Genomic DNA, 13,276 nt, shown 5'->3' with positions numbered 1-13,276 from the left:
CGCAAAGAGATTCCAAAATGTCCTGCGATGTCGCCCTCGCCGCCTTCCTCTGGCTCGCCTCGACCGGACCGGCCGCCGCCGCGCCCAAGCCGGCCGTCGCCGTCGCCGCGCCGCAATCGGTGGCCAAGGAGCCGCTGTTCGCCGACATCGTCGGCCGCGCCGGCCGCCTGAAGGCCGAGGTCGAGGCCTGGCGCGGCCATCTGAAGGCCGACGGTCCGGCCGCCTCCCTGGCCGGCTTCGACGGCTTCTCCGCCCGGATCGGCGAACTGGCCGCCCTCGACCAGAAGGGGCACGAGGTGCTGAAGGCGCGCGGAACCGACGGTGACCTGAAATGCATCCTCCACGGCATATCCCAAGACCTGCCGCTGAAGCTGGGCGAGATCGGCAAGGCCGCGACCGGCAAGGACCAGGACGCCGCCCTGCGCGACATGGCCTACCTGCTCAACGACAATGTCGAGGTGATCACCGCCCCGCCGGCCCCGGCGGTCTGAGCCCCGCCGCCCCGGATCAGGCCGCAGGCCGCGCGGCCTCCTCCAGCGCCTTGGCCACCATGCCCTCGGTCAGCAGCTGCGGCAGGACGACCGGTTCGCCGCCCTTGGCGTCGTAGATCAGATAGAGCGGCACGCCGGCGCGGCCATGGGCGGCCAGTTCGGCCGCGATGGCGCCGTCCCGGTTGGTCCAGTCGCCCTTGAGATAGACCGCGCCCGTGCGCTTGAAGGCCTCGGCCACCGCCGGGCTGGACAGGGCGGCGCGGTCGTTGACCTGGCAGGTCACGCACCAGGCGGCGGTGAAGTTGACGAACACCGGCCTGCCCTGGGCGCGCAGCTCGGCCAGCCGGGCCGCGCTCCACGGCTCGGAGGCCGCCTCGCCGGTCGCGGGGGCGGCCTGGCCGGAAACGGGGCCGGCCGCCGCCCCGGCCGGAGACGGGTTCGGCGACAAGGCCGGCTGGGCCACGCCGGCGCCGACGGCCGCGGCGAGCGCCAGCACGCCGCCCGTCAGGGCGACGAGGGCGCCCGCGCCCCGGCCGGAGCGCCGCTGGGCGACGCCGAGCAGCCAGCCGCCGAGGCCGGTCAGCACGACGGCGGCCAGCAGCCAGGCCAGCAGGCCCGGTCCGGTCTGGACGCTGAACACCCAGACCAGCCACGCCGCCGTGGCGTAGACGCCGAAGGCCAGCAGCTTCTTCAGGCCCTCCATCCACGCCCCCGGCCTGGGGAAGACCTTCAGAAGGCCGGGCAAGAAGGCCAGGGCGGCGAACGGCAGGGCGAACCCCACCGCCAGGGCCAGGAACACCGCCAGCGCCACCGGGGCGCTCTGGGTGAAGGCGTAGCCCAGCGCGCCGGCCATGAACGGCGCCGTGCAAGGCGCGGCCACCACCACCGCCAGCACGCCGGTGAGGAAGGCGCCGGCCACGCCGCCGGCGGACGCGGCGCGGCCGCCGACGCCCTGGACCGAGGTTCCGATCTCGAACAGGCCCGACAGGTTCAGCCCGACCAGCAGCATGATCAGGGCCAGGGCGGCGACCACCGGGGGCGACTGCAGCTGGAAGCCCCAGCCGACCGCCGCCCCGGCCGCCTTGAGCGCGATCAGCAGGCCGGCCAGGGCCAGGAAGGTCGCCACGACGCCGACGAAGAAGGCCGCGCCCTCCAGCCGCGCCCGCGCCGGCGCGTGGGCGTGGCGCGCCAGCGACGCCGCCTTCATCGACAGCACCGGGAAGACGCAGGGCATCAGGTTGAGGATCAGCCCGCCGAGGAAGGCGAACAGCGCCGCCGTGGCCAAGTTCAGGCCCGCGCCGCCCCGGGGCGCGGCCTTGACCGGCGCGCCCAGCCCAGCGGTCCCGGCCACGGCTGGGCCGGCCCTGGCGTCGATCTCGTAGGCGCGGCCATCGCCCAGGTCGACAACCCCCTGCAGGCCGGGCGGCGACTTGCCCTGCTGGAAGGCGTAGCCGGGGCCGGCGGCGAGCGTCAGGCCCTCCGGGCCGCGCTCGATGGTCTGCGGCTTGGAAAGGTCGAGGGCGACGGGGTCGAAGGGCAGGAAATAGGCGTCGGGGAAGTTCCCGCCCTTCAGCGGCGCGCCGGCGACGCTGATCTTGACCGCCCCGCCGACGAGCGTCATCGCCGCGTCGAGGCCGGCGGGCTTGGGCGCGGCGGCCAGGGTCCTGGCGATGGCGTCCCCCCACTGCGGGTCGGCCTGGGGCGCGCCGGCGGCGACCATCAGGTCGAGCGACAGCTTGGCCTCGGCCGGGATGCAGACCTCCTGGCAGACCAGGAAGCCGGCGTCGGCGGCCAGCCGCACGGTCTGGCCCGGCCTGGCGTCGGCCGGCGCCGTGACCGGCACGGGCAGCAGCACCGCGTCCTCGTAGACGAAGGTGGTCAGCGGGCCGGTCCGCAGGCGCTTCGGCGTCGGCCAGACGATGTCGCCGGCCGTCCATCCGGCGGGCAGGGCCCACTTGATCGTCGTCGCCCCGCCGGCGTCGCCGGGGTTGCGCCAATAGGTGTGCCAGCCCTTGTCGAGCTTCTGGCGCAGGGCGACGTAGACCGTCGCGCCCGGCGCGACCTGCCCCTGGGCCACCAGCTCGGCCTTGACGTGGCCGGCGTCGACGAGGGCCGCTCGGGCCGACGGCGCCGACAGGAGGGCGAGAGCCGTGAACACGGCGGCGATCAGGCGTTGCATGGGCTGGTTGCGGACCCTGGCTGGACGTTGGCGGCGCCGCCGCGCGCTCCCCTCCACGCCGGGACGACGCGGGACGGAAAGCTCAGATGGGATGGAAACCCGCGCCAGCCAATCGTCAACGCATTTCATCGACGGCGTGGCGGGCCCGGCGGACGGCGGGGGCGACGAGGCCGGCCTTGCGCCGCACCCGATTCGGCCCGGATCAATAGGTGGAAGGTCCAGCCTGGAGACGCCGATGCCCGCCTATTTCGAAGACCTCTCGGTCGGCCAGGTGGCGTCGCTAGGGACGACCGCCGTGGACGACAGGACGCTGGCGGCCTTCATCGCCGCCTTCGCGCCGGGATGGAGCCCCGACCGGGGCGCGCCCGACGCCATGGTCTACGCCATCTGGTCGCGGCTGGACGCCGCCGCCTCGGCCGACTGGCCGCAGACCAAGCGGGTCGGGGTCGACGCCCTGCGCTGGGCCCGCAATCCGCCGGCGGGCGAACTGCTGCGCGGGCGGATGACCGTGCTGGCCAAGGACCCGGTCGGCGACGCCAAGGGCGTGGTCATGGCCCAGCACGACCTGCTGGACGAGGCGGGCCGGCTGGTCTTTTCCTGCCTGACCCGCAGCGTCTTCGCCTGCCGGGGCTGAAGCCCCGCCGCCAGGGCGGGGCGCGGGCGCCTTAGTTAGGCGTTGCCGGCGACGGGCTGGTTCTGCTGGGTCAGGGCCAGGGCGATCAGCTTGTCCCAGCCCAGCAGCGAGATCAGGTGGGCGTAGATCTGGGCCAGGGCGCCGTTGTCGCGCAGTTCGACCAGCTTCTCGACCGGCAGGGCGTTCAGCTTCTCTTCCGAGACCGCGAAGTACTCGGCGATCAGCACCTGCTCCGGCTCGGTGCCGACGGTGGCGACCGGCGGGTTGTAGAAGGCCTTGCGGCTTTCGAACAGGTCGAGGTCCTTGATCAGCTGGACGAAGGACTCGGTGCGGGCGCGCTCGACGTCGAAGTTCTGGCAGAAGTCGATGCACTGCTTGAGGTAGTCGGACGGCTCGCCGTTCTCGAAGAACGGCACGTCGGCGTTCTCGCCCATCGCCTTGGCCGAGCGGTCGATGCAGACCACCATGCGCTGCTGGACGTCGTCATTGGCCAGCACGAAGGGATAGCGGCGGATATAGGCCGGCAGGTAGGCTTCCGGCTTGATGTCGCCGGCCGCGTCGATGAACAGGTTCTGGCCGTCGCTGATGCCCATGACCGCGATCGGCTGGCGCTCGGCGCCGGCGAAGATGATCGGGTAGCTGAGCGCGGCCGGCGCGAATTCGGTGACCGTCAGCGGCACGAAGTGGGTGTTGGCCGCGAAGCCCCAGGGCTTGTCGACCCGGTTCATGCCCAGCTTGCCATGCAGCTCCAGGCTGAGCGGCTCGGGTTGGGCGTAGAGCACGACGTTGCCGGAAAGCTGCGAACCGGCGGGCAGAGTGGACGTTACCATGGAACTGGCCTGTTTCTGTCTGGCGTTTGCGGCCGGCGGCGCGCGTGTATCGGGGCCGCCGCTTCTAGCCGATCATGACGCGAGCGGCAATCCGGGACGCCCCGAACCGAGACGAGACTTGCCTGCCGCCACGTCAGAGGGGTTGAGTGGCGGCGCCAAGCGCCAGGGAGGCCGCCATGCCGATTTCCTATCCCGCCATCCTCGATCTGAAGAGCGAGGGCCAGGCGTTCGCCTGGACCGACCGCGAGACCATGCTCTACGCGCTGGGCGTGGGCATGGGCGCCGACCCGATGGACGAGCGCGAACTGCCCTTCGTCTATGAGAACGGGCTGAAGGCGGTGCCGACCCTGGCCACCGTGGTCGCCTGGGGCGCCGGGCCGGGCGTCGGCCGCATGGGGATCAACTTCCTGATGGTGGTCCACGGCGAGCAGGCCGTCACCTTCCACCGGCCGATGCCGACCGAGGCCAGCATCCTGGCCGACAGCCGCGTGATCGGCGCCTGGGACAAGGGACCGGGCAAGGGCGCGGTGATCGCCACCGAGACCGTGCTGAAGGACGCCGCCACCGGCGAGCCGATCGCCACCCTGGTCTCGTCGACCTTCGCCCGCGGCGACGGCGGCTTCGGCGGCCCGGCCGACGGCCAGCCCGAGCCCCACGCCGTTCCGCAACGCGCCCCGGACCTGTCGCTCGACTTCGCGACCCGGCCCGACCAGGCCCTGATCTATCGGCTGTCGGGCGACCGCAACCCGCTGCACGCCGACCCCAAGGTGGCCGAGGCCGCCGGCTTTCCCCGGCCGATCCTGCACGGTCTTTGCACCTACGGCCTGACCTGCCGCGCGGTGCTGCAGGCCTTCGCCGACTATGACCCGGCCCGGATCAAGAGCCATCAGGTGCGCTTCTCCTCGCCCGTCTTCCCCGGCGAGACCGTGACCGTCGACCTGTGGAGGGACGGCGATGTGGTCTCGTTCGAGGCCCGCGTGAAGGCGCGGGGCGTGACGGTCATCAAGAACGGGAAAAGCGTCCTCGGCTGAGTGGGGCCAAGCCGAGGACGCTCCCTGTCCAGGACGTTCGGATCGGAGGGGGAACTCGTTTCAGAACGTCTTGGTCAGACCGACGAACACGCCGCGGCGCTGGCCGAACTGGGGGGCGCCGACGCCCACCCCGGTCCCGTCGCGGATCTCGTAGACCTTGTCGAACAGGTTGAGGACGTCGAGCCGGGCCGAGATGCCGCCCAGGGTCGGCATCTGGAAGTCATGGCTGACGCCCAGATTGACCACGGTGTACGGGCCAAGGCTGCCGCCGTTGGGCACCGAGCCGTTCTTGCGCAGGCCCGAGCCGTAGATGGCGTCGGCGCTCAGGCGCGTTTGGCCCAGCCGGTAGGAGACGCCGGCCGAGGCCGAGTACTTCTGTTCGTGGTCGAGGTGGATGTAGTGGGTGCTGATATAGGCCAGGTCGCCCGGGTCGAAGTTGAATTGGCTCGAGACGATGTTGCGGCCCCGCGCCGACGAATAGGCGACGTTGGCGTAGGCCGACAGCGGCCCGGCGACGTATGACGAGCTGAGCTCGATGCCGTACTGGATCCCGTCGCGGTAGTTGAACGGGGTCAGGATGATCGGCGCGCCGAACTGCCCCTCGTCGAGCAGATTCTTGGACTTCTTGTAGTAGGTGTCGAGGCCGACGGTCAGGGCCGGGGTCAGCTTGTGCTCGACGCCGACGTCGTAATAGTCGGCGCGCTCGGCCTTGGGCGGATCGTTCTGGGTCCCCTGGGCCGCCGCCGTGGTGCCGGCGAACTTGGCCACCGTCTCGCTGGCCACCAGCTCGAACGGGGCGGGCGTGAAGTAGCGGGCGTAGCCGGCGTGGAAGGTGGTCGTCGACCACGGCTTCCACACCAGGTTGGCGCGGGGGCTGACCTGGTTCTCGTCGGTGTAGGCGTCGACCTGATCGAAGCGCACGCCGTAGTTCAGGGTCAGGCTGGGGACGATCTGCCACTCGTCCTGGACGTATACGCTGTAGGTCCAGGCGGTCTTGCGGCTGTTGTCGACGATGCCGACCGGCGTATCGGTGGTCTGGGCCCCGCCGCCGTCGACCGGCAGGACCAGCGCGGTGGTGTCGCTGGTGGCGCGGTCGCCCTGGACGATGACGCCGCCGCGCAGGGTGTGGTCGTCATTGAGGCGATAGACGCCCTCGGCCTGCAGTCCGCCGGCGATGTCGCGCTTGTAGGCGGTCTGGGCGATGCCGTTGTAGAGCAGCTCGCCGGTCTTGTCGGGATTGTAGTAGAGGCTGGAATAGCGGCCGAACAGCGAGACCTGGAAGTCGAACTTGTCGACGCTCTTCAGGTAGCTGACCGCCCCGTAGTGCGAGATCTGCCGCTGGTTCGAGTTCAGCTCCTCGCTCGGGAAGGCCGTCTGGCCCAGCACGGTCAGGCCGAGCGTCGGCTGCAGGCCCCGGCGGTTGGGGATCTGGTACTGCTGGCGCACGGAGCCGAACAGCATCGACACCCGGCTGGTGTCGTCGAGGATGTAGTCGAGATAGCCGAAGACCTGGCCCTGCTTGGTGCGGTCGTGCAGGGGCGTGCGGCTGCCGTCCGGCGATTCTATGCCCAGGTCGTTGGTCAGCATGCTGCCGTTGACGAACCAGTTCAGCCGGCCAGTGCCGCCGGAGGCGTCGGCGCTGGCCTGCAGGGTGTTGTGCGAGCCGCCGTAGAGGCCGAACGAGCCGCCGCTCTGGACCCCGCTGCGGGTCTTGATGTCGACGACGCCGGCGGTGCGCAGCCCATATTCGGCCGGCAGGGCGCCGGTGATCAGCTGGACGCTGTCGGCCAGCTTGGGGCTGAGGGTCTGGCCGAACACCGACAGGCCCTCGGGCAGGATCACCCCGTTCAGGCGGTACTGCAGGCCGTTGTGGTCGCCGCGCACGTGCAGCTGGCCGAAGCTGTCCTGGGTGACGCCCGGCGCCTGGAGGATCACCGAGTTGAGGCCGGTGTTGTCGGCGCCCGGCTGGGCTTGGATCGACTGGCGGGTGATGGTGTAGGTCGAGGCGCCCAGCTGGGTCTGGATGCCTGTGCGGGCTGCGTCGAGCTTCTCGGCGGTGACCACCAGTTCGTCCACCTGGGCCGGAGCCTTGGACGAACCCTTGCCGGACGGAGCGGCGGCCTCCTCGGCCTGGGCCGCGCCCGCCAGGACGCAGAAGCTGGCGGCGGCGAACAATAGGCGGCGATGACGCATCGTGACTTCCCCAGATCGCGCATGGGAGGTGCGCGGTTGGCATGTGTTATGAAATAACATTACAAGTGGTCAAGAGCCTGACGCAAAAATGGTTGTCAGCCGTCACGGGCGACGCCTATCTGCCCGCTCCCCGACCGTTTTCCAGGAGCCGCCCATGACCGTCCGCCGCGCAGCCTTCACCGGGCTCGCCGTCCTGGCCGGCCTCGCGACCGCCGCCTGCGCCATGAACGGCGACGCGGGCCGCCCGGCGCGGGCCGGCGCCACGGCGGTGGCCCCGCCCTCGGACAAGATCAGCATCGCCGACAAGGGCTATCTCAGCGGCCAGGCGGCGATCGACAGCCTGTCGCTCCTGCCGCCGCCGCCGGCGGCGGGCTCGCCCGTCGCCGTGGCCGACCGCGCCGTCTTCGACGCCACCCGGGCGCTGGAGGGCGGCCCGCGCTGGCGCCAGGCCGCCCGCGACGCCGACCTGTCGGGCCCGGAGGTGTTCAAGGCGACGTCCTGCGCCGTGGGCGCGACGGTCGGCCCCGCGACCACGCCGACCCTGACGCGCATCTGGGCCAAGATGTTCCGCGACAGCGTCGAGATCTCGGCCCCGGTCAAGGATCGCTACAAGAGGCCCCGCCCGCTGATCGGCAACGACAAGCCGATCTGCACCGCGCGGGAGAAGTGGCTGGAGACCAACGGCTCCTATCCGTCAGGCCACTCGATGATCGGCTGGTCCTGGGCGCTGGTGCTGGCCGAGATCGCCCCCGATCGGGCCGACGCGGCGCTGAAGCGCGGGCGGGATTTCGGCGACAGCCGGATGGTCTGCGGCGTGCATTTCCAGAGCGACGTCGAGGCCGGCCGCGATCTGGCGGCGGCGATGATGGCGCGCCTGCACGCCGAGCCTGCGTTCCAGGCCGACCTGGCCGCCGCCCGCAAGGAGCTGGCCGCCGCCCGCGCCAGGGGACCGGCGCCGCAGGGCTGCGGCGAACAGGGCGCCTGACGCCGCCGGCCCCGGATCGGCCCGGATCGACCGCCAGGGCCGTCCGGGGGGCCGCAAGACGCGGCGGGAGCCTAGGCCGCCTTATCGACAGCCACGGTGGCCCGGCGCTCCAGCTTGCCCCAGCCGACGCGCGGGCCGCGCACGGCGGTGACCACCGCCTTGACCACGACGTAGTACATCAGCTGGCGATAGCCGAACCGCTGGATCGGCAGCCAGAACAGGTCCTTCCACGGCGCGCGCCGCTCCAGCGCCATGCCCAGCGCCCCGGCCGACAGGTCGACCAGCACGAAGGCGGCCCAGTAGAGCAGCGACTGCATCAGGTCGTCGGCCGAGGCCTCGACCGGGTGGAAGTAGTGCTGGATCAGGTTGATGATCAGGCTCCACACTACGGCCAGATCGACCAGCGGCGCGGCGGTGGCCAGGATGATCTGGAACAGCCAGATCTGCGGCAGGGCGACGAAGCCCAGCACCGGATACTTGAGGCTGAACAGCGCCTTGCGGTGCTTCCACAGGCATTGCAGCGTGCCGAACGACCAGCGGAAACGCTGCTTGAGCAGGCCGTCGACGGTGTCGGGCGCCTCGGTGTAGGCGCGGGCGGCCGGGTCGAACTCCACCCGCCAGCCGGCCTGCTGCACGGCCAGGGTGAGGTCCTGGTCCTCGGCCAGGGTGTCGGCCGGATAGCCGCCGAGCTGCTCCAGCGCCGTCTTGCGCCAGGCGCCGACCGCGCCGGGCACCACGGTCACCGCGCCCAGGGCGGCGAGCGCCCGCCGCTCCAGGTTCTGGGCGGTGACGTATTCCAGCGCCTGCCAGCGGGTGACGAGGTTGATGCGGTTGCCGACCAGGGCGTTGCCGGCCACGGCCCCGATGGTCGGGTCCTCGAACCAGCGGGTCAGGCGGCGGATGGTCTTGGCCGGGAACTGGGTGTCGGCGTCGAGGGCGACGATGATCTCGCCCTGGGCGTGGACGAGGCCGCGATTGAGGGCGTGGGCCTTGCCGCCGTTCTCGAACGACATCAGCCGCACGCGCGGGTCGCCGGCGAAGTGCTTGTCGACCTCGGCGGCGGTGCCGTCGGTCGAGCCGTCGTCGAGGATGATGACCTCAAGCTTTGTCCAGTCGGACTCCAGGATGCGGGCGACCGAGCTGGCGATCACCTTCTCCTCGTTGAAGCAGGGGATCAGCACCGTGACCATCGGCCCGGTCTCGGGCGAGACGCGCGGCGGCTTCCTGAAGGCGGCGCGGACGCGGTGGACCATGGCCAGCACGGCCAGGAAGGCCAGCCGGGCCAGGCCCAGGACGATGGCCGAGACGAACAGCACCTGCAGCGCCAGCTGCACGCCCCGGAAGAAGCCGAAACCCATGCGGTCGAGCAGCAGCTCCACCGAATTGCGCGAGGTCGGCGGCAGGGCCTGCTCCATGGTCATGCCGGCGAGGTCGGAGACGGTGACCAGCCGGTAGCCGTTGGCGCGCAGCTGGTCGATCAGGGCCGGCAGGGCCGCGACGGTGCGCGAACGGTCGCCGCCGGCGTCGTGCAGCAGCATCACCTGGCCGCCGGTCTCGGGGTTCTTGTCGGACAGGCGCTGCAGGGCGCGGGCGACGATCCGGTCGGGCGACGGCTTCTGCCAGTCGTCGGTGTCGACCCGCAGACCGACGGTCAGGTAGCCGAGGTTCTGGGCCAGCAGGATCGGGGCGACCTCGCGCGCGGTCGACGGCTCGGCGTCGCCGAAGAACGGCGGCCGGAACAGGCGCAGCGACTTGCCAGTGATCACTTCGAACAGGCGCTGGGTGGCGTTGAGCTCGACCGTGGCCTGGGCCGCCGACACCTGGGCGATGTTCGGGTGGGTCCAGGTGTGGCTGCCGATGTCGTGACCCTCGCGGATCTCGCGCAGCACCAGGTCGGGCCGGCGCTGCATGTTCTGGCCCAGGATGAAGAAGGTGGCCGGGGCGTTCTTCTGCTTGAGGATGTCGAGGATCTTCGGCGTCCAGCGCCCGTCCGGGCCGTCGTCGAAGGTCAGGGCCACCAGGCCCGGATGGGCGCCGTAGCGCTGGACCACGTAGGACGACGGCAGCACGTCGTAGTGCGACTTGGCGATCAGGCCGGTCTGCGGGTCGAAGACGTTCGAGCGGCGGCCCTGCGACGGCGTCGCCGTGACCTTCAGCACCTCGCCGGTGCCGTCGAAGTCCACCGCCTCGTTGGGCGCGATCACCGCCAGGCCGTCGGCCTTGGCCTGGCCGTAGGGCTTGCCGAGCACGCTCCAGATGCCGGGGTCCTCCGAGCCCATCCGCCACAGGCCGTAGCCGCGCGGGTGCCAGGGATCGGAGACCTTGACCTGGTTGAAGGCCGAGGACGCGTCGAGGAACCAGACCTCGTGGTCGCGGCCGGCGTCGTCCTTGTAGGCGTAGAACGGGTTCAGCGAGGCCTCGTCGAAGCTGACGTCCGACCCCGAATCCAGGGCGTTGACCATCGCCTCGTGGAAGGTGGTCGCCTGGGCGGCCCCCGTGGCCTTGCCCTTGGTGGCGGTCCAGTCGTAGCCGTAGGCGCCCAGCGCCAGCACCGTGCGCGACGGGTCGAGGGTCTTGAAGCTCTGGGCCAGGTACTTCTGGTACCAGTCCTGCCCGGCCACCGGCCCCGGATCGCCGGTGCCGTAGTGCTCGTCATAGGCCATCAGCACCAGGGTGTCGGTGACGGCCTGCATCTTCTCCAGCGGCCAGCCCTCGCGGTCGAACATGGCCGTGACCCAGACCTCGCGGCCCAGCGGCTTCAGCGCGGCCCGGGCCTGGGCCAGGAAGGCCGGATAGACGCGCAGCGAGGCCGGCGACAGCTCTTCCAGGTCGAACATGTAGCCAGCGTAGCCGCGGGTCTTGGCCAGGTTGACCAGGTTGTCGATCAGCGCCTGCCGCGCCTTGGGGTCGGCCAGCAGCTTGTCGGCCTCGGGCCCGTTCCAGACGGCGTTGGCCGAGTTGTGGATCAGCGGCAGCACCGCCGGCGGCTTGGCCGCGCTGGTGATCAGGGCGTTGGCGCGCGGGTCCTCGATGATCGACACCTCGCCGGTAGATCCCTTCAGGGCCAGCCACTGCGGGGCCACCACGTCGAGTTCGTTGAGATGCTGCTGCAGGGATTCGCGCGAATGCTCGTCCCAGCTGACATAGAAGCCGACGGTCAGCGGCTTGGCCGCCGCCGCCGTGTGCGGGGGCGGACGCGGCACCTGGGTCCAGGCCGGCTTGCCCTTCAGGTGTTTGGCGTTCTCGCGGTGGAGCGCCTGGAGGACGCGCGGGTCCTTGAGGCTGAGGTTCGGCAGCCTGGGCGCCAGGGCCAGGGTGGCGGCGAAGCCCGCCACCAGCACGGTTATGAAGGCGAGCACCAGGCCGCCATAGAGCCCGGCACGCTTCGCCCTTCGCCCGGAAGGATCATGGAAGACGAAGCCGGTCATACGCGCGGGATTCCCTTGTCAGGCAAAAATCGATCCGAATGGGCGCGTAAAATGTCGAAACCGCGGCCTCGGGGGAAGAGGCCGCGTGGATCGATGCGACGTATCGGCCCTCAGAGGACGGCGCCGACGGCCTGTCCCCTCATCGCTCAGCCGACCCAGTCCTTGCCCAGCCGCCGCGACGCCAGCAGGAAGAAGCCGGCGCTGACCAGATAGAAGGCCAGGCCCGCCAGGATCGAATAGCGCAGCGCCTCGTCGCCGAACCTCGGCTTCAGGAAGTCCGACAGGGCGCCGAACAGCAGCGTGCCGCCGCCGATGCCGATGAGATTGTTGATGAACAGGAAGGCGGCCGAGGCCGTCGAGCGCATCGGCGCCGCGACGATATGCTGCACGGCGGTGATCACCGGGCCCAGCCACATCAGGCCCAGCGCCTGGGGCAGCAGGAACAGGGCGATGGTCAGCGGCAGCGACGACGACGTCACGCCCGCCGCGTAGCACGGGGCCGCGACCAGGAAGGCCAGGGCCGGCACCAGGGCGTAGCCGCCCTTGCCGCGCCGGGCCAGCCGGTCGCCCAGCCAGCCGCCCGCCCATACCCCGACGACGCCGCCGACCAGGGTGATCGACCCCATCACCTGCGAGGTCTCGACCAGGGACAGGTGGAAGGAGCGCTTGAAGAACGACGGCAGCCAGAAGATCAGGCCATAGCCGAGGATCGAGCACGAGGCCGCCCCGAACGACAGCAGCCAGAAGCTGGGCTTGGCCGCCAGCACGCGCAGGGCCTCGCCCAGGGGCGGGGCCGTCGTCGTCGCCGAAGGCGGGTCGTAACGGCCGCGCTTGGGATCGCGGACTACGATGCGCAGCACCGGGGCCAGGACGAGGCCGGCCAGGCCGACGATGACGAAGGCCGCCCGCCAGTCCAACCGTGAGGCGATGACCCCGCCGAGCAGCAGGCCCAGGGCGCTGCCCACCGGGATGCCGAACGAATAGGCCGCCAGCGCCCGCGCCCTCTGCCGGGGCGGGAAATAGTCGGCGATCAGCGAATAGGCCGGGGCCACGCCGCCCGCCTCGCCCACCCCGACGCCCATGCGGGCCAGGAACAGCTGCCAGAACCCGGTCGCCGCCCCGCACAGGGCGGTGAAGCCGCTCCACACCGCCAGGGCCAGGGTCATCACCCAGGTGCGGCTCCAGCGGTCGGCCAGCCACGAGATCGGCACGCCGAGCGCGGTGTAGAACAGGGCGAAGGCCAGCCCGCCCATGTAGGCGAGCTGGGTGTCGGTCAGGCCGAGCTCGGCCTTGATCGGCGGGGCCAGGATGCCGATGATCTGCCGGTCGATGAAATTGAACGTGTAGACCACGATCAGCAGCGCCAGCACCGTCACGCGATAGGCGGCGGACGGCTCCGGCGTTCCGACGTCGCTCTGCGAGCCGTCGCTCATCGATCTTCCCCCATCGGTCCTTCCTCGTCGGCCGGCGAGGGCCGCACGCAAGACCGGCCGACGCCCGCGCGC

The 13,276-nt window shown here is 71.1% G+C and carries 9 protein-coding genes; 4 read left to right on the top strand and 5 right to left on the bottom strand.

The window, feature by feature from the left end; translation table 11 throughout:
- Window positions 1–17 precede the first annotated feature (17 nt).
- Window positions 18–491, top strand: a complete 474-nt coding sequence (locus tag C5708_RS14760) for a hypothetical protein (protein WP_242922321.1) — start codon at window positions 18–20, stop codon at window positions 489–491.
- A 16-nt stretch (window positions 492–507) separates the two neighbouring features.
- Here the strand turns inward: C5708_RS14760 and C5708_RS14755 are convergent, their stop codons facing one another.
- Entirely contained in the window at window positions 508–2,670 is a 2,163-nt protein-coding gene (locus tag C5708_RS14755; protein WP_242922319.1) for a thioredoxin family protein, read from the bottom strand.
- Between the two features lie 235 nt (window positions 2,671–2,905).
- On the opposite strand from C5708_RS14755, the gene C5708_RS14750 reads away from it, so the two are divergent.
- Entirely contained in the window at window positions 2,906–3,304 is a 399-nt protein-coding gene (locus C5708_RS14750) for an acyl dehydratase (protein ID WP_242922317.1), read from the top strand.
- Between the two features lie 35 nt (window positions 3,305–3,339).
- On the opposite strand, the gene C5708_RS14745 is transcribed toward C5708_RS14750, so the two are convergent.
- Window positions 3,340–4,134 carry a SapC family protein gene (locus C5708_RS14745; protein WP_242922315.1) on the bottom strand — a complete coding sequence of 265 codons (795 nt, stop codon included), beginning with the start codon at window positions 4,132–4,134 and terminating at the stop codon, window positions 3,340–3,342.
- Window positions 4,135–4,310: 176 nt separating this feature from the next.
- On the opposite strand from C5708_RS14745, the gene C5708_RS14740 reads away from it, so the two are divergent.
- Entirely contained in the window at window positions 4,311–5,165 is an 855-nt protein-coding gene (locus C5708_RS14740; protein WP_242922313.1) for a MaoC/PaaZ C-terminal domain-containing protein, read from the top strand.
- A 60-nt stretch (window positions 5,166–5,225) separates the two neighbouring features.
- Here the strand turns inward: C5708_RS14740 and C5708_RS14735 are convergent, their stop codons facing one another.
- The gene (locus C5708_RS14735; protein ID WP_242922311.1) at window positions 5,226–7,358 is read right to left on the bottom strand and encodes a TonB-dependent receptor; all 2,133 of its coding nucleotides are present in this window, start codon (window positions 7,356–7,358) and stop codon (window positions 5,226–5,228) included.
- A 154-nt stretch (window positions 7,359–7,512) separates the two neighbouring features.
- On the opposite strand from C5708_RS14735, the gene C5708_RS14730 reads away from it, so the two are divergent.
- Window positions 7,513–8,343 carry a phosphatase PAP2 family protein gene (locus tag C5708_RS14730; protein WP_242922309.1) on the top strand — a complete coding sequence of 277 codons (831 nt, stop codon included), beginning with the start codon at window positions 7,513–7,515 and terminating at the stop codon, window positions 8,341–8,343.
- A 71-nt stretch (window positions 8,344–8,414) separates the two neighbouring features.
- Here C5708_RS14730 and C5708_RS14725 read toward each other — a convergent pair whose 3' ends face one another.
- Window positions 8,415–11,702, bottom strand: coding sequence for a polysaccharide deacetylase family protein (locus C5708_RS14725; RefSeq protein ID WP_242922307.1), 3,288 nt, complete (start codon window positions 11,700–11,702; stop codon window positions 8,415–8,417).
- Window positions 11,703–11,917: 215 nt separating this feature from the next.
- Window positions 11,918–13,204 (bottom strand): MFS transporter, encoded by a 1,287-nt coding sequence (locus tag C5708_RS14720; protein WP_242922306.1) that lies wholly within the window; start codon window positions 13,202–13,204, stop codon window positions 11,918–11,920.
- Between the last annotated feature and the right edge of the window lie 72 nt (window positions 13,205–13,276).

Origin of the sequence: Caulobacter sp. CCUG 60055 (genome assembly GCF_022750545.1) — a bacterium.
Classification (GTDB): Bacteria; Pseudomonadota; Alphaproteobacteria; order Caulobacterales; family Caulobacteraceae; genus PUIC01.
The sequence above is the reverse complement of the archived record's forward strand: the minus strand, read 5'-3'. Positions and strand labels throughout refer to the sequence as shown.

What these genes read in the sequence shown, in the direction of transcription:
- C5708_RS14720 (WP_242922306.1), bottom strand. Translation starts at nt 13,204, where the DNA reads ATGAGCGACGGCTCGCAGAGCGACGTCGGAACGCCGGAGCCGTCCGCC.
- C5708_RS14755 (WP_242922319.1), bottom strand. Translation starts at nt 2,670, where the DNA reads ATGCAACGCCTGATCGCCGCCGTGTTCACGGCTCTCGCCCTCCTGTCG.
- C5708_RS14760 (WP_242922321.1), top strand. Translation starts at nt 18, where the DNA reads ATGTCCTGCGATGTCGCCCTCGCCGCCTTCCTCTGGCTCGCCTCGACC.
- C5708_RS14735 (WP_242922311.1), bottom strand. Translation starts at nt 7,358, where the DNA reads ATGCGTCATCGCCGCCTATTGTTCGCCGCCGCCAGCTTCTGCGTCCTG.
- C5708_RS14745 (WP_242922315.1), bottom strand. Translation starts at nt 4,134, where the DNA reads ATGGTAACGTCCACTCTGCCCGCCGGTTCGCAGCTTTCCGGCAACGTC.
- C5708_RS14750 (WP_242922317.1), top strand. Translation starts at nt 2,906, where the DNA reads ATGCCCGCCTATTTCGAAGACCTCTCGGTCGGCCAGGTGGCGTCGCTA.
- C5708_RS14730 (WP_242922309.1), top strand. Translation starts at nt 7,513, where the DNA reads ATGACCGTCCGCCGCGCAGCCTTCACCGGGCTCGCCGTCCTGGCCGGC.
- C5708_RS14740 (WP_242922313.1), top strand. Translation starts at nt 4,311, where the DNA reads ATGCCGATTTCCTATCCCGCCATCCTCGATCTGAAGAGCGAGGGCCAG.